Origin of the sequence: Methylobacter tundripaludum SV96, from assembly GCF_000190755.2 — a bacterium.
Lineage (GTDB): Bacteria > Pseudomonadota > Gammaproteobacteria > Methylococcales > Methylomonadaceae > Methylobacter_A > Methylobacter_A tundripaludum.
In genome coordinates this window covers 2,318,466-2,339,101 of the sequence record NZ_JH109152.1, presented here as the reverse complement: position 1 = coordinate 2,339,101, position 20,636 = coordinate 2,318,466, and the positions used below count along the sequence as shown (strand labels likewise).

Genomic DNA, 20,636 nt, shown 5'->3' with positions numbered 1-20,636 from the left:
CCTGAGTAACTAAAAGACTGGCATAAATGATTAACCATTCCGAAGGGGAATTTGATGAAGAAAAAATTGCAGGTACTTTCAATTTCTCTGGCATTGGCCAGTGCTACGAGTATTTTACATGCAGAAGGCAATATTAACGCAGGAAAACAAAAATCAGCGTCCTGCACCAGTTGTCATGGAGACGACGGTAACAGCATGGTAGCAACATTCCCCAAGCTTGCACAGCAACATTCTTCTTATCTGGTAAAGCAGCTGCACGCATTTAAAGACGGTAGCCGCAACGATCCCATGATGTCGGCTATGGCGCTGGCATTAACTGATGAAGATATAACAGACATTTCCGCTTACTACGCGACACAAAAGATTTCAGAAAACGCCTTGCCTGTTTTGGACTCTGACGATGACAACGAAAAACCGGCCGGCAAAAAAGATGTCCAGGCCCTCATTGCTCAAGGCAGCGATCTGTATCGCAACGGCGATCTAAAAAGCGAAGTCTCCGCTTGCATCGCCTGTCATGGTCCTTTTGGCGAAGGCAATAAGCCGGCTTCATTTCCGGCATTAAAATCGCAACACGCCGACTATTTAATCAAAGCACTCACTGACTTTAAATCCGGTGCGCGCAGCAATAATCCGGAAAACATCATGTACATGATTGCAAAGAAGATGACGGATGAAGAAATAAAAGCCGTTTCGTATCGCATATCAATGATGAAATAAGCGTAGGGCGGACTCTCCCTACGATGGCATGGACCGATTTTTGCTCCATGCAAAATCGGCATAACCCGCACCCCTTTAGATTATGCTGAAATGGTTGCCGAGCAATCCGCCTATTCGCAGACAAAGTTTGGCGGTTTGCTCGGCAACGGCTCCTGCGTTGTTCTACCTCCTGCATGACGCACATGGAAGTGGGGAATGCAGATATTACATGGAGCAAATATCTGTCCATGCAGTCGTAAAACGAAACTGCCCTACAAAACCTACAGAGAACTTTAGCTATGCTTAAAAAAATCGCTCAAACCAGCTTATTAATCTTATTATTTTCCTGCTCAGCCTTGTTAAAAGCCGAATCCGTTGGCTATGAGACCCTGTCGCCGGCACAACCTACCCATAATCCCGGCAAAATTGAAGTTATTGAATTCTTCTGGTACGGCTGTCCGCATTGCTATAGCTTTGAACCACTATTGGAAGAATGGGTAAAAAAACTGCCTAAAAATGTCGAATTTATCCGTCAGCCCGCTGTATTCAGCGACCTTTGGGGCAAACATGCCAAAGCTTATTTTACTGCTGAAGCGCTGGGCGTAGTCGATAAGGTTCATGCCGACTTTTTCGACGCCATACAAAACAAAAAACAGAATCTTGAAACCGAAGATCAACTGGCTAAATTCTTTGTTGCGCACGGCGTTAACGAAACCGACTTCCATAACGCCTACAATTCATTTCTGGTTGACTCCAAAATGCGTCAGGCAACCGCCATGGCTGGTCGTTACGGCGTAACCGGCGTTCCTGCCATCATTATTAACGGCAAGTATAAGACCAATGGTCCTATAGCCGGTTCTCATGAAAAAATGATAGCGGTTATCAATCAGCTGATCCAACAGGAAAGCGCTGCAAAATAATTGTACCGCGCATCACCATTAGCGATGCGGCGGCCGGCAAGGCCGCCCATTGCATAAAACGCATAAGTTATTTATTTTTCATTATTATTTATAAGATCGATCATGAGTTTTTTTAGTAAGGCAGCCGACCCGGATAAATGGAAAGAGAAATATTTAGACCTGATTGATGAACATGAACAATCGGGGGAATCCTACAAGGAAAAGGAAGACCTGCTTTGTAAAACAATAGTCCGTCTGACTATCGCAACCACAGGACTAGACCCGCTTCTCGATCCACACCTGCTGAGTATCCGCGATCAATTAAAAGGCGGCATCAATAGCCATGCACTTAAAGATGAGCTCGAAAAGTTTACCAATTCCGTTGCTCAACTCAAGCACACGCCACCTCAAAGCCGGTCAGAGGAAACCGAGCTACTGTTTGATTTTTTGCTTCAGCAATACACAACTGAAAAACAACAAAGCATACTGAAACTGCTGAGGAAAAAAGCTGAGACCGTAAAATTCGAGACCTCCGATCAATTATTTATCGCCATACTTGAAGTTATCGAGCCTGACGACGACACACCGGCGCCAAATATCATCGCCAACCACATTGATACGGGAATTATCAGCAGACAGTTATTGCTTTTGCTGGAAGGCATCGAAATTCCGAGCATCTTTGATCAACAGGCGCAAACTGCAAAACAATTGCTCACTGCGTCTAATCAAACTGCGGCGGCTTTTGAGTCTATTCTGGATAAGTCCTTTAAGTTGCTGCTTAAAATCAAACAGCACAGCCAATCGGAACAAAAAGACATTGATCAATTTCTCTCCCATATCACCGAGCAATTAGCCGCGCTGGATGTAAGCGTAATGGGAGCCAGTACCGCGGCGCAACAATCGGCCGAAAACAGAAACAAACTCGATCAATCCGTTTCTGAACAGATGGAAGAATTACAGTTAAGCTCGACCAACGCCACCACGCTGGAGCCCTTAAAAGGAATCATTAACAGCCGCTTAGCAAACATTGCCAAAGAAATCCGGGAACATGGCCAAAAAGAAGCCATTCAACGCCAAAAGACGCAGCAACAACTGGACGATTTGGTCGATAAAATAAAAGACATGGAGTCAGAATCCTGCGAGCTTAAATCAAAACTGAAAATTGCCAATACCCGGGCATTACGCGACACCTTAACAGGCCTGCCGAATCGCAACGCCTATAACGAAAGACTTGAAACCGAGTTAGCCCGCTGGAAGCGTTACCATTCGCCACTAAGTCTTATCATCTGGGACATTGATCATTTCAAAAATATCAATGACAGCTACGGCCATAAAGCCGGCGATAAAGTGCTGCTGTTAATCGCCAAACAATTATCGGATCATTCCCGTGCAACCGACTTTATTTCCCGTTTTGGCGGTGAAGAATTTACTATGTTGCTACCAAACACCGACAGTAAATCGGCTTTGATACTGGCCACCCAACTGCGTCAAACCATTGAAAAAACAGGCTTTAATGCCAGCGGCGCGTCCGTTGCCATTACCATTTCCTGCGGCATTACCGAGTTTACCGATAACGATACTGATGAAACAGCGTTCGATCGGGCAGATCAGGCACTTTATCAGGCGAAAGAGCAGGGCCGCAACCGATGTTGCGTCTTGTAAAGGCATAACTTTTAATTATCCACAGGCGGTACGATTGAGCGGTGAATACTGGTAAAAAGGGTTCGCAAAATGAGTCGCAAGCTTTATTTTGGATAGTTTGGAAGTCGTTACAGGTGTTGCAACGTTACTGGGTTTGGCACTCACCTTAAGGCCTTCAAAGTAATGTTCGACTGATTTAAAAAACGTGACTGTTAATTCTACTTTGTCAGATTATACGTAAGCTCGTCATACCCGCCGAGAAGCGGGTATCCAGTGCCATGGATGGTAAGCTAAAATCCATCCATGGAGCCTGGATTCCGGCACCAATCGGTCTGGAACCGATTGGCATTAACCCGAAGGGCGTCAGGCAGGATAGCCTGACGTGAATCCCTGCCGGAATGACGATCTTGAATTGTGTGATCATGAAATCTGACAAAGTAGAATTAAAAAGCGTGCAAAACTTTCCAGGGTCCTGGGGAAAAGAGCGTTGAAAAGTTTCCACCCCGGTTTCTAAGCCGCGCACGCGCTCACCCTACTCACTTCCACCTCATCCGTCACGGCCATTCAGTCAAGGCTGGTTGTGCTTAGCGGGCTTATCTCAGCTACACAGTTGAACAAGAACAGCCCCGAGTTGGGCGAAGTCTTCCGCAGCACGGCTTTTCGGCGCGTAGTAACGGATGGGCTTGCCCGCGGCAAAGGATTCGGCCAAGCGGATGTCATTACGAATTCCCGACATCACCCGGTGAGCGCCGAACTGGCGGGAAACTTCGCCGCTAATGGCCCGGTGCTGTCGGATATGTTGCGCAACCATCATCGGCAGAAACCCCAAGATCTTCAGGCTGGGGTTTTCTCCCGACATCACTTTAAACAGCACCCGCATCAATTGCCGCACCCCCTCGAAAGACAGGTGGTGGGGAACATAGGGAACCAGCACCCAATTCGCCACAGAAAGCGCATTGAGCAGCAGAACGTCGAATGAAGGCGGCGTATCCACGATCACCACATCGAAACGCTCCTTGATTTCCGGCTCGGCAAGCGCATTCGCCAGACGCCGTACGTCGCGCACGCCGCTGCCATGCTCGAATAACTGGTCAGCGGGCGCGAGAAAAAGATTGGGGAAATCGGTATCCCGGATGGCATCGGCCAACCGGGCGGTCGGGTCGATAAAAAGATTATGAACGGAATGCTCGGGGGGCGTCGCATTAACGCCCAGCCCCACGGCGCAGTGTCCTTGCGTATCCAAATCCACCAACAGCACCCGCTTGCCGAGAGCGGCCAGTTCAGCGGCAATATTAACCGATACGGTGGTTTTGCCGGTGCCGCCCTTACGGTTGGAAATGGCGATAATATAAGGTGATATTGTCATAGTCGTTTCAGCCCAGCGCCTGCTCTATGGCCTGACGCAAATCGGCTCTGGTGAAAGGTTTCGCAAGCGTCGCCTTAACCCCCATCAGCGTCGCCGATTCAAGGTTGAATTCGGCGCTGATCGAACGCCGTCCGCCGGAAATGGCAATGATGGGAGTATCCCCGCCCTGCCGCGCCAATTCCATTATGGTCTCAATACCGTCCATACGCGGCATGAGTATGTCGGTGATAATCAGGTTCGGCCGGACTTGCCGACTGAGCCGCAAGCCCTCTTCGCCGTCATGGGCAACCGTTACCCTATGGGCATCCTGAGTCAACATCTGAACCAGCATCTCGCGGAATTGCTCATCATCTTCAATAACTAAAATACGTGCCATTTTGCTTATTTCCTCATTCATCAAATTTTTTCGCTGGTCTGAAACTTCCCCCTTCAGGGGGATTATTTGAGTTTGACAACGATGCACTGGCATCGTTATCCTTTTGGGTAACCTCCTCGTTTACGGGGAGGAACAATCCACCGACCTCTATCCGTCGGCGGGTGTCATTCGACGGATGAGGTCGGATGTGGATTGAAACATTAACTTAACTTCTGACGGCTTCTAGCCGTTTTCCCCATCGGGGGGATTATTCGCCAAAGGCAAAAACACCTTGAATTCCGTTCCCGAATTACCGCCGGCAGCCCGGCTTTGCACTTCTATGAGTCCGCCCAATTGGGTGACAATGCCGTACACCACGGAAAGCCCCAGCCCACTGCCTTTGTTGGGTGCTTTAGTGGTAAAAAAAGGATCGAATATCCGTTCCTGCACCTCAGGGGGCATACCGTGTCCGCTATCGATAACCTTCAGGCAAATGCCCGCCTTCGCACAGTCGTCAAATCTGGCGAAATCAAGACCAACGGCCACCACGCCCCGATGGCTCATGGCATCGGCCGCATTGATGCACAAGTTCATCACGATCTGTTGCAACTGGCCGGGATCGGCCATCACCGTCACTCGCTCGATGCCGGTCTGAAAACGGATTTCCAAACCCTTCTTATAAGAAACACTCAACAGCTCCAATGTTTCCTGCATTTGCGCGACCACCTCCACTTCCACCGCTACCGACTTGACCGGGCTTTGTCTGGCAAAGGTCAACATTCGGGTAACAAGGTCGCGGGCACGAAAGCTGGCGGTCAACACATGGTTAATGCTATGTTTCCCGGAAGACCCCTCCGGCAGCTCATCTCCCGCCATTTCCGCGAAACCGATGATACTACCCAACAGGTTATTGAAATCATGAGCGATACCCGCCGCAAGCGTGCCGACCGCTTCCAGTTTGTGCGACTGCGCCAAGCGGGAATTGACCATATCCTGATACTGACGCTCCATTTGTTCGCGAAAAGCCAAGCCATACGCCATGGTCATTTCCATCAACGGCCGGGTCAAACGATCGGCCACCTGCGCGAAACTTAATGAAGGATGCGTTCGGGAAAACCTGACCACCGCTTCATGATGAATATGCGTCACCTCATCCGGCGGCACCTTTTGATCGACCAAGGCCCGGCCCAGCTCAAAGGCTTCGGCCAAATAAACTTCAATCGCATAGGTATCATCGGCAAAGACCACCTGTTGCAGAATCTGGAAATAGCGTTCCCCGATCGGTTTCATGGGCGCACAACCTCCATGTCAATGCCAATCATCACAGCCATTTACGCGCCCTCACTACCGTACCTGTCGATGTCCATCTCATCCATCAGCCGCTGCACGCCGAGCAGGCCGCAGCCTAATCCGTCAGCCGTGCTATAATCGCCCCGCAACACCTTGTCAATATCGCCAATGCCGGGGCCCTGATCGGTAGCCACCCGCTCTATACCGGAACGATCCTTCAGACAGGACGCTTCAATCACCCCCCCGTCGGCATGGATAAACAGGTTGGCCGCCAATTCCGAGGCGGCGGTGGCAATGTAATGGGCTTGCGCGGCGCTAAACCTTAACGCCAATGCCGTCTGCCTAACTTGGCGGGCAACTTCGACAATGTCCGGTTCACCGGCCACCTGAATGCATACTTTATTCATTTCATCTCATCAAGACCGCTAACGGTCCCTCTATAACAGCCGGTTTCTGTGCGTCGGCATTAACAAATGCCAGAAATGCCTCAACCGGCATCGGTTTGGCGAACAAATAGCCCTGCACGTATTCGCAACCCGCTTCCGCCAGCAGCGCATACTGGCCTTCGGTTTCCACGCCTTCCGCTATCACCTTCAAGCCCAAGCGATGCGCCATCACCACAATCGCTTCCGCTATCGCCCGGTCGCCCGGATCGGTTTCCAAATCGCGGACGAAAGACTGATCGATCTTCAGGTAATCGATGTTGAATCTTTTCAGATAGGCCATCGCCGAATAGCCGGTGCCGAAGTCATCCAGTGAAATCTCGATACCGGCCGCGCGCAACTTTTCCAGTTTTTGGGTGACGCCCGGACAATTATCCAGCAACAGCCCTTCCGTTATTTCGACCGCAATATGCGCCGGATCAAGACCGTAAGCCTGCATATAATTAATGATAATTTGCTCGCCGCGCCCCCGGGTGAACTGGCGCGGCGACATGTTGACACTGATCTGCCGCTGACCTTGGTTTGCCGAGAGGGCATTCCAGCGCTTAACGGTATCCGCCGCCTCGCGAAATACCCAGGCGCCGATTTCCTGGATCAGGTCGGTTTCTTCAGCTATCGGAATAAACCGGTCAGGCGGCACCATGCCCCATTCGGGATGCCGCCAGCGCAACAGCGCTTCAGCCTTGACAACCCGACCGCTGACCACATCGATGATCGGTTGGTAAAACACCTCAAGTTGGCCTTTGCCCAGCGCATCGTGAAGGTCGTTGCCCAGTTGCATGCGCTGGTGGGCCAGCTCCAGCATCTGACGGTTAAAGAAGCAAAAATTGTTGCGACCCGTTTTTTTAGCCGAATACATGGCCTGGTCGGCGCATCCGACCAGCGTATCTGCGTTGTCGCCATCCTGCGGAAAAATGGCAATACCGATGCTGGCCGAGACGTAAGCGCTATGTTCGCCAAAAGTGAAGGACTGCGCCATAACGCCGACGATGTTTTGCGCTATCCGTTGCAAAGCCCCGCTTTCGCCGACTTCCGGCAAGATCACGACAAATTCGTCGCCTGCAAAACGCGCCACCGTGTCGGATTCGCGCACACAGCTGCAAATGCGTTGCGCTGCTTTTTTTAGCAACAGGTCGCCAACAGCATGACCCAAGGTATCGTTGACTTCCTTGAATCGATCCAAGTCGATAAACAATACCGCTAAGCCAAAGTCGTTACGTTTGGCCTTGGCAACGTCCTTACCCAGCCGGTCACCGAACAGTCGCCGGTTCGGCAAGCCGGTCAGGATGTCGTAACTAGCTTGATGGAGCAATTGCCGCTCGGCTTCTTTGCTACGGGTTACATCCCTACCGATCGCCAAGGTACCTATGACATCGCCATCGGCATCGTATTCAGCCACTACGTACATTTCATGGCTTACCCGCTGAGCATCCTGGCGCACCCACTCCAGCAGGATTTGATCCGTAACCCCGGTGTCCATGACTTGTTGCAGCCTCTTGCGGTATTCTTCGCGCGGCATGCTGGGACGCCAAACATTAGCATCATCGGTGCTTTTGTTAAGCACCAGCTCAGCAGGTGTATCCGTTTCCCGAATGTAAGCCGGATTAACAAATACACGCCGACAATCCCGGTCGTAACGGACAATAATGTCCGGCGAGTTTTCCACCAAAGAGCGGAAACGGCGCTCGTTTAATGCGATTTCTTCCAACATGGCCTGTTCGGCGGTTAGCAAGGTATTGATGTTGTCGACCATATTATTAAAGTCGTCTCCGGCCGAAGAACCGGGCATCAGTTTGTCCGCCGCAATTTCCGCAAAACCGCCGATGTTGCCCAGCAGATTATTGAAATCATGGGCGATGCCCGCCGCCAGTTTACCGACCGACTCCAAGCTGTGCGACTGCTTAAGGCGGGAGTTGACGATGGCCTGATAACGCTGCTCCATTTGTTCGCGAAAGGCCATCCCATAAGCCATGGACATTTCCATTAACGGTCGGGTCAAACGATCCGCCACCTGAGCAAAAATTAACTCGGGATGCGCCGTAGACAAGCGCACCATCGCGTCATGATGAAGGAGCGTCACTTCGTCAGGCGGCACCCCCCGGTCGACCCAAATGCGGCTCAGCTCGAAGGCCTCGGCCAAATGGACTTCAATAGCGTCCGCATCCGCGGCAAACGCTACCTGTTGCAGAATATGAAAATAGCGTTCTACATCCTGTTTCATAAACGCTTTAAGCCGTATTAAAACTCATGGCGGTAAATCAACACCGAGGCATCGTCGTCATTGTGCGCACAGTGATCCAGTATCGCTTGCGCCTGATCTTTCGCGGATACTCCGGGTTCGACAAAAACCTCCCGCAATGCGGGAAATTGATCCAGCCCGTCGGAAAACATCGCCAACACATTTCCCGGAGCAAGCACCCGCGTTTCCGGGACCAGGTTTTGATAGCCCGCGCCGACAATGCCTCGTCCGCCATCAAGCCTGCTGTCTTTGCTGTCGCACAGCAGCAGAACCCGGATATTGCCGACCGTGCAAACCGTCATTAGACCGGTGGCCGGTTCGATAATAGCGACGGCCAACGCCACGCCGCGCGTATCTTGCAAACAGGCGTCGCAATCGGCAAACAGGTCTTCGCAAGTCCGACTCAAGTTGTTAGCGATACAGGCCAAGGCGGCTTCGGAAGCGTAAGCGGCCTCCGGTCCATGACCCAGGCCGTCGGCCACGGCCAATACAATGCGCTCGCCGGAGCGCCACCAGCCGCAACTGTCGCCGCAGACCGTCTCTCCCGCCAGCGGGCGCGTCGCATAACCGATTGTTACAGCCATTTGCGCGCCCTCACCACCGTCCCCTGACCGGGTTGACTGTTAATATCCATTTCATCCATCAGCCGCTGCACGCCGGGCAGGCCGCAGCCCAAACCGCCTGCGGTGCTGTAACCGTCCTGCAAGGCCTTCTCTATATCGGCAATGCCGGGGCCATGATCGGTAACCACCAGCTCCAGACCGGGACGATCCGTCAATGCAGAGACTTCAAACATACCGCCGTCGGCATGGATAAACAGGTTGGCAGCCAACTCCGATGCCGCGGTAGCGATGTAATAGGCTTGTATCCTGGCGAACCCTAGCTCCGATGCCATGAGCTTGGCGGTGCGGACGGCTTCGGCGACATTAGGTTCACCGGCCACGTAGACACTTATTTTGTTCATACCTTCCTTCAAGATCGTTTTCTGACCAAGGCAATGCTGATGCGGGTAAGTCCCGGCTCCGATTCAATGACAAATTCATCCATCAACCTGCGGGTGCCCGGCAAACCCGCGCCCAATCCGCCGCCGGTGGTGTAACCATCCTTCATGGCTTTATCGATGTTATCAATACCGGAACCGTGATCCTCAACCAGAATGCCCAGCCGCATTTCATTGTGATCGGATGCATCGACAATCTCACAAAAACCGTCTTCGCCGTACTGCACGACATTGCGCGCCAACTCGGAGACCGCTGTCGCCAAACGCGTCTGGTCGGCAAGGCCGAAACCGATCCGTCCCGCCACTTGCCGGGCAACGCCGCGCGCCCGCACAATGTCCGACGCATCGAGAATCGGCACCCGTTCAGATGAGTTTGTCGGCTGCGTGGTCATCCCTCCCCCTCAATCATCCTTGCATCGCCGCGCATCTCAATCCGCGCTTTGATTATTTCCAGCCCTTGATCGAGATTGAAGGTGCAATCGACACCGATCAGATCCCGGCCCATCTCCACCAGCGTCATGGCCACATAAGGCTGGACGCCGCAGATGACCACCTCGGCGCCCAGAAGGCGGGCCATGCCGGCGGTATCGTTGATGACACGCGCCATGAACGAATCGACCACCTCCAGCGAGGTAATGTCGATGACGATGCCCAAGGCCTCGATTTCGGCGATTTTATTGACCAAATCGTCCTGAAACTGCATCGCATCGGCATCGGTGAGATCGACCTGGATGGAACTCAGCAGAATCCTGCCCAAACGCAGAATAGGGATTTTCACTTGTGTACTCCGCCGGTGAACTCAATGCGGCGGCCGACCAGCTGCAAAGCCTCGGCCAACCCGGCCCGCAAGGTCGCCCGGCTGATCACGTTGGCAAAGCTGATGCCCAACTTGGTCAGTGTCTGCGCGCCTTCCGGACTGATGCCGGTCATCACGATGCGGGAACCGAGCAACTGAGCGGCATCAATCGCTTTCATGATATGCCGGGCGACGCTGGTATCGAATACCGGCACCCCGGTCACGTCGATCAGCGTCACGCTGGCCTCGTGCTTGGTGATCGATTCCAGTAAGCGTTCGGTTAACTGGCGGGCGCGGACCGTGTCGATCACGCCGATCAGCGGCAGCAGCAGCACATTGTTCCAGAGCAGGATCACCGGCGTGGACAGCTCCACCAACGACAGGCTCTGCTGGGCAATGACCCGTTCCCGCGTTTCCACGAAGGCATCGAAGGTGAGCAGTGACAGGCGGTCGAGCACATCGTCCACCGCCCGCAGACAGAGGGTGAGGCTGGTCGGCGATTCGTTCAAGGTACGCACCAAATGTTGGGTCAGCACATTTTTCAGGGTAATCACGTATTGCGCCGTGTCCGCCGGTTTAAAGCCCTTTTTGGCGCGTTCGGAGCTCAACTCGCGAGCGATTTCGCCAAGCTCGCTGTTCCCGGTAATATCCGGCGGCGCTTCGCCGCTATGCTCGGAAAAGAGTTTGCCGAGCTCCTTGAGCAGAGCGTCGGCCTGCCGACGCAACTCATCCTCGTTGACCAATCCGGGGTACAGGCGCATCCAAACGCGCAGCACTTCAGTCATCCATTCCGAACTGATCGCGGCTCGATGCTGCTGCAACAGAGTAACAATGGGGGCAAGGGAATTCGTTGTCATAAGTACGCTCTAGGTTGTAAGTTCAAAATAATTCAAATTGAGGCAGGCCGGCATCCTGTTCCGATGCGTTATTGGCAGCAGGTGCATGGCGGCTTTCAAGCGCCAGATACTCATCCAGCACCACGCGCATTTGCTCAGCAAGTTCAAGCAAATCGGCATCAGGCGTATCCAGCCCCTGAGCAAACGCCTGAAACAGCACATTGCGCTTTGCCACGGCATTTTCCATACGCTCGATACGTTGCCGCACCACGTCCTGAAACTGTATGTGTCCAAGAATTTCGCCGAGCCCTGCCGCCAGACAGGTGTTGTGCTCGGTCACCACGGAGAACAGCGTCTGGTAATACTGTCGCATGTTCTCGTGGCTTTCCTGCAGACTGCGGATGGACTCGACCACTTTGTCCGCATCGCAGATCTGCTGTGCGTACTCTTGCAGAAAGTTGAATTTATGGCCGTTCTGCCGGATGTTCCGGGCAACGGTGAGACTCTGTTCGATCATGGCGGCGGCATTGGTCGACTGCTCCGAAAGTTTGCATATTTCGTCGGCCACCTCCACAAAACCGGCCCCGAACTCGCCGACGCTCGCCGCCTCAATGGAAACATTACGAGCCAGGAAATCGGTTTTCTTGCTGACTTCCTTAATGACATCAACATACTTCCCCAGCTCATCGATCTCCTTACCGGCCTCCCGCATAAACGCCATGTCCTGCTGTATCCGGTCGGGCAGTTCCCGCACGAAGTTGTCAATCCGGACAATGAAAGCAACGCTCTCGCCAATTTCATGCTCCATGTCGCGGGCATTCATATTGGAATTATCGAGGTAAGACATCAGCGTATTGGCGGCATCGCTGAGCTTGCGTACCTCCAGCATCAGCATCATTGCCGCATTCTCGGTGTCGCCGACCACCCCTTTAAGCTGAACGCCCATAGCCTCGTCGAGGCGCAGGTGATGCTCCACCATCAAGGCAGCCTGCTCAGCCGGTCGAACCGCCAGACTAGCGGCTACCTGCACTTGAGACGCCCTCAACTCGATGCGACGGGATGCCCGACGTATCAGGCTCATGTTGGTGGCTATCAGGATCAGTGCGGCCGCCGCCAGAATAACAAAATCCCGCTGACCGCCCAACAAACGATCCAGATCACTCTGAAACATCATCGCCGCCCAGCCAACCAAGGCAAACAGCGCCAATGCCATGTACGTGGCACGCCAAAGCTCTTTACCGGCAATGGTCGGCAGCTCGAATACATCGCTGCTAACATTGGTTTCTGGTGACATCACGCTAGGCTCCCGGCAGCACCTTCTTAATAATTGACATCAACAGTTCCCCGCCCACCGGCTTGACCACCCAACCGGTAGCGCCCAACTGCTTGGCTTCATCGCGCATGGTCTGCTGGCTTTCGGTAGTCATCACCAGGATAGGCATGAACCTGAATTCCGGTAACGCACGGGTACTCTGGATCAACTCGATGCCGTTCATATTGGGCATGTTAATGTCAGTGATCATCAGGTCGGGCTTGAGGCCGGCTTTAAGCATATTAAGCGCATTGAGGCCGTCATCTGCGGTCTCGACGGTAAAGCCACCGTTTTTAAGGTGCTGAGTTACACTCGTCCGAATAAGAGCCGAGTCGTCCACAACCAGTATTGTTTTTGCCATATTATTTTCCTTGTTTCTATTTCAGGGCCGATTCCAGCCAAGTACGCAGCTTCGCGTCCTTGGGCCAGACGGCGATTACAGGTTTTACTGCCATCATGACTTGCAGATTGGCGGCATGCAAATGCCGGCAATCTGCAAAATTGAGCTGGCTTTTCGGGTTTTTCAGCAACCATTCCAGTAGGCCCTCGGCCTCTTCTGCACCAACGGCATCCTGGAACAGCGCCACTTTTTTCTGGTAGGTAATTGCCATTACACAAGCTCCCTTGGGTTTAAGACCATCAGCACCGAACCGTCACCCAGCAGCGCCGAGCCGGAATAGCCGCCCAGACCGCCAATGATCCCGGCCATCGGTTTGAGGATGATGTCCACGGTTTCGCGAAAATCGTCGACCACAATGCCGACGTGTTCTTCGTGGACGCGCACCACCAGCGTTGCCAATTCGTCGTCCTCGTTGGCGTACGGCTCAGCGTCAATCGCCAGCAACTCGTTGAGCGCCAGCAGCGGCACGATGCGGCCGCGCAAAACCGTAGTCTGGCGTTTTTTGATGGTACGGATGGCGCTTCTCGATACGCGGACGGTTTCCACCACCATGTCCATCGGCACGCCGAAAATCTGCTTGTCGGACTCGACGATCATCACATTGGTAACCGCCATCGACAGCGGCAACGACAAGCGGATCAACGTACCCTTACCCAACTCGCTTTCCAGGCTGACGGTGCCGTTGACTTTTTCTACCGCACTGCGTACCACGTCCATGCCGACGCCTCGGCCGGACAGGTCGGAAATCACCTCCGCCGTGGAGAATCCGGCGGCGAACACCAGGTTCACCGCTTCCTGGTCGCTCAGTCGTTCCATCGTGGATTCGTCGATAATGCCTTTCTCGTAAGCCTTGCGTTTGATGATAGTAGGATCGATGCCCTTGCCGTCATCGGAAATTTCAATGTACACCCGGTCCGCTTCCTGCGTGGCGCGAATGGTAAGCCGTCCGGCAGGCGGCTTACCCGCGGCACGCCGGACTTCCGGCGTTTCAATGCCGTGATCGAGGCTGTTGCGCACAATATGAATCAACGGGTCGGCCAGCGCTTCGACAATATTCTTGTCGGCCTCGGTGTTTTCGCCTTCCAGTATCAGGTTCACTTCCTTAGCCAGTTTTCTGGAGGTATCGCGCACCAGTCGCGGAAAACGCTGGAACACAAACGACACCGGCATCATCCGCACCTGCATGATGGCATCCTGCATTTCCTCGGCGATACGGTTGATGACCGCATATTGGGTCTTGATCTCGCGACCCAGTTCGCGCACCCCGTATTGCGTCTCGGCCCGGCTGGCAAGATAAGGCAGGCTGTTCTTGGCCACCACCATTTCGCCGATCAAGCCCATCAGGTTGTCGATTTTGTCCTGATCCACTTTGAGCGTCTTGGGCCCGACGTAAGAATCCTCGACGCGACGACCGAACTTATTATCAGACTCCACATCGATCAGCGCATTGCGCACCTGCATCGGCGCGGCCTCCGCCTCCGACTCGGCCGTTGCAGACCGATCAAGCGGCGCGTGCGCATCCAGCCATGCCAACAACGGCGCTGCCTCAACGCTATCCAGAGCCTCTGCCAGCGCCGCTTCCAACGTCGGTAACGCCTCGATCCGCCCGGCACTGCGTTGGCAGGCCGCAAGCGCGGTCGCCGCCGCATTCAATCTGCCGGGCAGCCATGCATCGCTATCCGGTAAGCCGAGAATTTCACGCTGCGCTTGCAGGATGTCGGCAAAAGCCCGCGCATCGGCTTCAGAAAACCTCTCGCCGACAAGCTCCGAATCAGCTTCAACCGCTGTTTCCGGCGTCGTCCAGACCGGCAACGTCAAGCTACCCAGAGACTCTATCAAGGTGCGTTGCGCATAGCGGTTGCCGGGTTCCAGTTCAAGCACCAACAGCAGCCAGCGCAAGCCCGAAGACAGCCACAGGCTGGGGGAAGACAGCTCCAGCATGGTGCGGGCAACGGATTCCAACCCGGCCATGTCGCCGGTATCCAGTCGACCCAGCGCATCGGTGACAAAATCGCCGTACACCGGCCCGCCGTTTGGATCGCCATGAGGCAGAGCCAGCACAATAGGCGGCAACGGGACGATGCGCAGCTGTTCCGGGGTGTAACGGAACAGCTCGTACAACTCTTCGGGCGCAGCCGTGGTCAGCGCATTAAAGACCAGGTTGCAATGATAGGCATCCAGCTCGGCCGGCGCGCTCCACGGTTCGCGAGGCAGCACCGACTGCCAGACGACATCAGGAATCTGCCGCGCCTGGTGGAAAGGATCTTCCCCCTTAAAAAAACATTCCTGTTCCGGCGTGTACTCCACAAACAGCAAAGTGTCTCCGGCCAGCGCCTCGCGATATAACGCCATACGCTGCTGTTCCGGCAATTCGGCAAGCCGTGGCAGTTCCGGCATGTTGTGCACCGATGAGGCCTGGGAAGCTTCAGCAACCGGGGCTTTAACCTCGACGGCGGTAACGCCAATCAGCTGCCGTAGCGACTCAGCCAGACGCAGCGCATTTTGCGCATGGTCCGAACCGATCGCCCCATCGTTCGATTCGATTTCATCCACCAGCAAATTGACGAAATCCATCGCATCCAGCAGGCGGTCGGTCAGTTCCTGGGAATACCCGACCCGGCCGTCGCGCACCGCATCCAGCAAGTCCTCGCCGGCATGCAGCACCCGCGTCATTTCCGGAAACTCGAACAGGCCGCTGTTGCCTTTCAGGGTATGCACCAGCCGGAACAACTCGTTCATGACCGGCGTACTGCCGGGGTCGTTTTCCAGCTGCATCAGCTTCTCGGCGATGCCGTGCAGGAAATCCCGCGCTTCCGAGAGAAATTGTTCCAATAATGGATTCATGTACGCTCCTCCGCGAGCAACAGGCGAATGTAGGTCAGCAAGCCATCCGGTTTCACCGGCTTGATCAGATAAATATTGGCACCGGCGCGATAAGCCCGGTGCCGGTCATTGCTCTCGGCTTCGGTGGACACCATGATCGCCGGAGGCTGGGCGATTTCCTGGCTGCGTATTTCCCGCAGGAATCCGTAACCGTCCAGCTTGGGCATGTTGATATCGACCACATACAGGTCGAAAGGCGTCTGCAAGGCTTTTTCCATGGCCTCAATCCCGTTGACGGCCTCATCCACCGCATAGCCGGCAGCTTCGAGTATGTTGCGGTGATACAGACGTACCGTGGCGGCGTCGTCCACGACGAGGATACGTTTCATAGGTCCCCCAAGGGCTTTTGATACACAATCGCTTCCGGGAACTTGCGCACCCGGAACAAAGAAGAAATCCGGCTCATCGACTCCGAATGGCCGAGACAGATGAACCCGCCCGGATTCAGGGCGTCGAAGAAGGTCTCCGCCGCCTGACGGCGCGACATGTCATCGTAATAAATCAGCAGGTTGCGGCAAAAAATTACGTCGAACCCGCGATAAGCCCGCACATCCGCCGCTTCCATCAGGTTGACGCGGGTAAACTCCACCGCATCGCGCAAGTCATCGCTGATTTGGTAACCGCCGACGCAGGGCACAAAATATTTTTGCAGCAGTCTCGGCGGCAAGTGTTGCACTGATCGCGGCGAATAATGGCCGCGCCGCGCCCGCGTTATAATGTCGGTATCGATATCCGATGAGATGATTTCCACATCCCACTTTTCAATGCCCGGCCAATGTTCCAACAGGTAAATCGCGATGGAATAAGGCTCTTCCCCGGAAGAAGAAGGAACCGACCAGATACGGATCGGCGAGTCGTCTTTTTTACGCCGGACGATTTCGCCCAGCATCGAGTTGACCAGACACTGAAACTGATACTCTTCGCGGAAAAAATAGGTCTCGTTGACGGTCATCAGGTTGACCAGCGTCTGCAGCTCGTCCCCCTTAGCGTCAAAGCGCAGCATCATGAAATAATTGCGGAAATGACCTGAATCGGTCGCTTCGATACGTTCGACCAGCCGTTTGTCGACAAAATAGCGCTTGGATGCCTCGAACTGGATGCCGGTTTTGCGATAAAAGTATTCCCGGAATTTCCGGAAATCTTCTTCGCTGATAGTGATCTCTGTCATTCGCCTTAATTCTCGTCGATACGTTTAATAGCCAAGTCGACCGTAAAGCCGATATAGGGCTCGTCGGCAAACCGCGCTTTGAGCTGTTGCAATGCCGGACGGGAAGCCAATGTCCCCACCTCGCTCAACAGATCCAGCGCCGTGGCGCAGACATTGACATGCGCATCCTTTTCAATGACGCTGATTAACCATGCCTCGACCTGCGGATGACATAGCGATTCGAGAATATTCACCGCAAAAATACGTACATCGGGGTCATGATCTTCCAGCAACTCGCTCATGATCGGAGCGACTTCGTCGGGCAATTCCTTCATGGCTTCGATGACTTCATTGCGCAAAGAGGCATCCTCGCTACGCAGGCATTCCACCAGCCCCGCCACCGCCGCCGGATCTCCCAGACGGGCCAAAGTGGTCAGTATGGCCTCGCGTACGCTGGTATCCTCCTCGCGTTTGAGCCTCTCCACCAAGATCCCGGCAGCTTCCGGAAACTCGGCCAAATCCCGCGCCGCCCAACGTCTGGCGGTAGAATTATCGGCCGCCAATTCGGCCGTCAGCCCAGCGAAATCGCGCGGCTGTAACCGCTCATCGACATCAACCGTCTGGATAGTGTGTTGTTTAATAATAGGCATATCTGCTCCTTATCCGGCCTTTATCGGGCCCAGGCGATAATCTGATTGGCAATCTTGGTCGCATGCAGCACCACCGATGCGCCGCCGCGCTTGATCAACTCCGCAGGCATGCCGAAGACGACGCAAGACTCCTCCGATTCGGCAATGGTGCGGCCACCTTTCTTTTTGATTTCGGCGAACGCATCGGCGCCGTCGTAACCCATGCCGGTCAGCATCACGCCAATGACGCGCGCCGGGTCGCAATGCTCGAGCACCGAACGCCCCATCAGCTCCACCGAGGGATGCCACAAAAACTCGGCAGACTCCGGTTTCGCCAGCACCGTCATCTTACCGGCGCGCGATGCGACCACCATGTCCGCCCCGCCCTTGCCGATATAGATGGTGCCGCGTTCCAGCGGCATCGGCCGCGAGGCCTCAACCACCTGTAAATGACAAAGGTCGTTCATGCGATTGGCGAAAGGCAGCGTAAAACTGCTCGGCATGTGCTGGGCCACCAACACCGGCCAGGGGAAATCCGCCGGCAACAGCGGCAGGATGTCCTCCAGCGTACGCGGCCCGCCCGTGGAAACGCCGATGATGACCAGCCCCTCACCGCCAATGCCGCTACGCACCAAAGCCGGCGGACGTTCTGGCCGACTGCGCTCGGCGCGGATACGCGAGCTAAGGCCGCGCGCCGTTTTCAGCTTGGCGCGGGCCGCAGCCCTGACCTTGCTTATCAGGTCATGACCGATCTCATCGATGGACAGCGAAATGGTGCCGCCGGGCTTGGCGACATACTCCACCGCGCCCAACGCCAGCGCCTCGAAAGTCGCCAGCGCGCCTTTCTCGGTCAGCGACGACACCATCACCACCGGAACCGGCCGTTCCGCCATCAGCAACGATAAAGCGGTCAGTCCGTCCATTTCCGGCATATTGATGTCCAGCGTAACCACGTCCGGCTTGAAAGCGATGTTTTCCGCCACCGCCTCCTTGCCGTTGCGCGCCAAACGAATCTCGAAACCGCCCTCCGCTTCAAACAGCGAAACCAGCTGACGGCGCATCAGCGCCGAATCGTCAACAATCAATAATTTAATCATAGGCCGCCTCCGCTTAAACTTACGGTGCTAACTGAGCCAAGCTTTTCAAATCCTGGCTTTCAATCAGTTGCGACGGATCGATCAGCTGGATCAAACGCTTCTGCTTCTCGAGGTTCGCGACGCGGCCGATCAGGCGAGTCTGCTCACCGGACAGGCTCGGCGCGACCTCAATAGCCGCCTTCGGTATTTTCAGCACCTCGGTCACCGAATCGACGATAAAACCGGTGCGCACGCCGTCGAACAAAAACACCATGATGCGCTGCCTGTCGTTGCGTTCGGTCGTTGCCAAACCCAAACGCAAGCGCTGGTCGATAACCGGCAGCACCGCTCCGCGCAGATTGATGACGCCTTCCACGAAAGCCGGAGCCCTAGGCACATGAGTCAGCTCCTCGGGCACGCGCACGATTTCCTGTACGCTGTCAATCGGCACCCCGAATTCCTCCTTGTCCAGACGGAACACCACCATCTGCTCATCATCTTCAATACGGTCGTCATCCTGCCCTTCGACAACATCTTGTCCTATTGCTTCTTCGCGTAAGTTATCCACGGTGCTCAATGCCTCCTTAATGGCGGAATGACGGAACATATTGCCGACAGAAATGATGGACACCAGACGCTTGCCCTCATCCAACCGGCAAATCTCGGTAATATCGGACAAGTCGCCGTCGCGAGCGAACAGGCCTGGCATGTTGTCGACATAAACCTTGGGAACGCGCAACACCTCGTTAACGCTATCCATCACTACGCCGACTGAAGCATTGCCGAGCGCCACCACGACGATGCGGCTATGCTCGTCGGCATCCTGCGTCGGCAAGCCGAACATGCGCCGCAGACTGACCAGAGGCAGCAGGCGGTTTCTGAGCGTCATCACCCCCAACACATGCGATTCCGAGTGCGGCACATGAACGATATGCTCCGGCACCTGGACGATTTCCTGCACGTCTTCAATGGAAATGGCGTATTCCTGTCCGGCAACGGCAAAGCTCACCAGTTGCAGTTCATCGCTGAGCTTTTCCGCTTCCTCTTCGTCCGTGCGGTTGCCGACCAAATGCTCACCGGCAGTCGAGCGGGACAGCGACGCGATGTCGGCGAACTCGGCGGCAATCAGCTTGGCAAAATCCAGCACCATGATCATTTCGTGACCGCCCACATCCTTGAGCAGGCCGGACAGCAACTCGGTATCCACGGTGCCGCGAATCGAGTCGACATCATCGATTTTTGAGGGCTCGACGCCGACCACGCTGGCGACGCGATCCACCACGAAGCCCAGCGGCTGGCCCAGGTCGATGACCACGGCACGGGTGGAGTCGTCGTATTCCTGGTCGCCAAAACCAAAAATGCGCCGCAATGAAATAATCGGCAACACCTTGCCGCGCAAGTTGGCTAGGCCTTCCAGGGTGTGCGGCGCCAGCGGCACCCGCACCACCTCGGGAACCCGGATGATTTCCTGCACCGGGGCCATATCGACGGCAAATACCTCGTCACCGGCGATAAATGTGACGAACTGACGGATATTGGATTCCTGCACGTCGACGGTTGCCCCATCGACGCTCGGCGCATCCTCCCGTTGTTCCAGAGTTTCGGTAGTCATGACAATCTCCTGGGAA

At 54.7% G+C, this 20,636-nt stretch carries 22 protein-coding genes; 3 read left to right on the top strand and 19 right to left on the bottom strand.

All coding sequences use genetic code 11. The features are described from left to right. Window positions 1–54: 54 nt before the first annotated feature. The 3 genes from METTU_RS10530 to METTU_RS10520 all read left to right on the top strand — a co-directional run bounded on the left by METTU_RS10530 (window position 55) and on the right by METTU_RS10520 (window position 3,257). A complete protein-coding gene (locus tag METTU_RS10530) occupies window positions 55–717 on the top strand; it encodes a c-type cytochrome (RefSeq protein WP_006891510.1) in 663 nt (220 codons plus the stop codon). 278 nt (window positions 718–995) lie between these two features. Beyond that, on the top strand, window positions 996–1,616 hold the full coding sequence (locus METTU_RS10525; protein WP_006891509.1) for a thiol:disulfide interchange protein DsbA/DsbL: 621 nt from the start codon (window positions 996–998) through the stop codon (window positions 1,614–1,616). Between the two features lie 102 nt (window positions 1,617–1,718). After that, window positions 1,719–3,257, top strand: coding sequence for a GGDEF domain-containing protein (locus METTU_RS10520; RefSeq protein ID WP_006891506.1), 1,539 nt, complete (start codon window positions 1,719–1,721; stop codon window positions 3,255–3,257). 577 nt (window positions 3,258–3,834) lie between these two features. Here the strand turns inward: METTU_RS10520 and METTU_RS10515 are convergent. The 19 genes from METTU_RS10515 to METTU_RS10425 form a co-directional block, all read right to left on the bottom strand. After that, a complete protein-coding gene (locus tag METTU_RS10515; protein ID WP_006891504.1) occupies window positions 3,835–4,602 on the bottom strand; it encodes a ParA family protein in 768 nt (255 codons plus the stop codon). Between the two features lie 7 nt (window positions 4,603–4,609). Continuing rightward, a complete protein-coding gene (locus METTU_RS10510) occupies window positions 4,610–4,978 on the bottom strand; it encodes a response regulator (protein ID WP_040579739.1) in 369 nt (122 codons plus the stop codon). A gap of 222 nt (window positions 4,979–5,200) precedes the next feature. Further along, complete coding sequence (locus tag METTU_RS10505) at window positions 5,201–6,247, bottom strand: sensor histidine kinase (RefSeq protein ID WP_006891500.1); 1,047 nt, start codon at window positions 6,245–6,247, stop codon at window positions 5,201–5,203. 41 nt (window positions 6,248–6,288) lie between these two features. Then, window positions 6,289–6,654, bottom strand: coding sequence for an ATP-binding protein (locus METTU_RS10500; RefSeq protein WP_006891499.1), 366 nt, complete (start codon window positions 6,652–6,654; stop codon window positions 6,289–6,291). A gap of 1 nt (window position 6,655) precedes the next feature. Beyond that, complete coding sequence (locus tag METTU_RS10495) at window positions 6,656–8,911, bottom strand: EAL domain-containing protein (RefSeq protein WP_006891497.1); 2,256 nt, start codon at window positions 8,909–8,911, stop codon at window positions 6,656–6,658. A 17-nt stretch (window positions 8,912–8,928) separates the two neighbouring features. Then, window positions 8,929–9,513, bottom strand: coding sequence for a SpoIIE family protein phosphatase (locus METTU_RS10490; protein WP_006891495.1), 585 nt, complete (start codon window positions 9,511–9,513; stop codon window positions 8,929–8,931). After that, window positions 9,504–9,893 carry an anti-sigma regulatory factor gene (locus METTU_RS10485; RefSeq protein WP_006891494.1) on the bottom strand — a complete coding sequence of 130 codons (390 nt, stop codon included), beginning with the start codon at window positions 9,891–9,893 and terminating at the stop codon, window positions 9,504–9,506. Before METTU_RS10485 ends, METTU_RS10490 begins: the two co-directional genes overlap by 10 nt. An 8-nt stretch (window positions 9,894–9,901) precedes the next feature. Further along, entirely contained in the window at window positions 9,902–10,321 is a 420-nt protein-coding gene (locus METTU_RS10480; protein WP_006891492.1) for an ATP-binding protein, read from the bottom strand. Then, window positions 10,318–10,707 (bottom strand): STAS domain-containing protein, encoded by a 390-nt coding sequence (locus tag METTU_RS10475; protein WP_006891491.1) that lies wholly within the window; start codon window positions 10,705–10,707, stop codon window positions 10,318–10,320. The genes METTU_RS10480 and METTU_RS10475 overlap by 4 nt, the downstream gene beginning before the upstream one ends. Continuing rightward, window positions 10,704–11,582, bottom strand: a complete 879-nt coding sequence (locus tag METTU_RS10470) for an STAS domain-containing protein (RefSeq protein WP_006891489.1) — start codon at window positions 11,580–11,582, stop codon at window positions 10,704–10,706. Before METTU_RS10470 ends, METTU_RS10475 begins: the two co-directional genes overlap by 4 nt. A gap of 22 nt (window positions 11,583–11,604) precedes the next feature. After that, the gene (locus METTU_RS10465) at window positions 11,605–12,855 is read right to left on the bottom strand and encodes a methyl-accepting chemotaxis protein (protein WP_006891488.1); all 1,251 of its coding nucleotides are present in this window, start codon (window positions 12,853–12,855) and stop codon (window positions 11,605–11,607) included. Between the two features lie 4 nt (window positions 12,856–12,859). Beyond that, window positions 12,860–13,234, bottom strand: coding sequence for a response regulator (locus tag METTU_RS10460; RefSeq protein ID WP_006891487.1), 375 nt, complete (start codon window positions 13,232–13,234; stop codon window positions 12,860–12,862). A gap of 16 nt (window positions 13,235–13,250) precedes the next feature. Then, on the bottom strand, window positions 13,251–13,484 hold the full coding sequence (locus METTU_RS10455) for a hypothetical protein (protein ID WP_006891485.1): 234 nt from the start codon (window positions 13,482–13,484) through the stop codon (window positions 13,251–13,253). Then, window positions 13,484–16,117, bottom strand: a complete 2,634-nt coding sequence (locus METTU_RS10450) for a chemotaxis protein CheA (protein ID WP_006891484.1) — start codon at window positions 16,115–16,117, stop codon at window positions 13,484–13,486. Before METTU_RS10450 ends, METTU_RS10455 begins: the two co-directional genes overlap by 1 nt. Beyond that, a complete protein-coding gene (locus METTU_RS10445) occupies window positions 16,114–16,485 on the bottom strand; it encodes a response regulator (protein ID WP_006891482.1) in 372 nt (123 codons plus the stop codon). The genes METTU_RS10450 and METTU_RS10445 overlap by 4 nt, the downstream gene beginning before the upstream one ends. Beyond that, entirely contained in the window at window positions 16,482–17,324 is an 843-nt protein-coding gene (locus tag METTU_RS10440; RefSeq protein ID WP_006891481.1) for a CheR family methyltransferase, read from the bottom strand. The genes METTU_RS10445 and METTU_RS10440 overlap by 4 nt, the downstream gene beginning before the upstream one ends. A 5-nt stretch (window positions 17,325–17,329) precedes the next feature. Then, entirely contained in the window at window positions 17,330–17,953 is a 624-nt protein-coding gene (locus tag METTU_RS10435; RefSeq protein WP_006891479.1) for a HEAT repeat domain-containing protein, read from the bottom strand. A gap of 20 nt (window positions 17,954–17,973) precedes the next feature. Continuing rightward, on the bottom strand, window positions 17,974–19,029 hold the full coding sequence (gene cheB / locus METTU_RS10430) for a chemotaxis-specific protein-glutamate methyltransferase CheB (RefSeq protein ID WP_006891477.1): 1,056 nt from the start codon (window positions 19,027–19,029) through the stop codon (window positions 17,974–17,976). Window positions 19,030–19,048: 19 nt separating this feature from the next. Beyond that, window positions 19,049–20,620, bottom strand: coding sequence for a chemotaxis protein CheW (locus tag METTU_RS10425; protein WP_006891475.1), 1,572 nt, complete (start codon window positions 20,618–20,620; stop codon window positions 19,049–19,051). Between the last annotated feature and the right edge of the window lie 16 nt (window positions 20,621–20,636).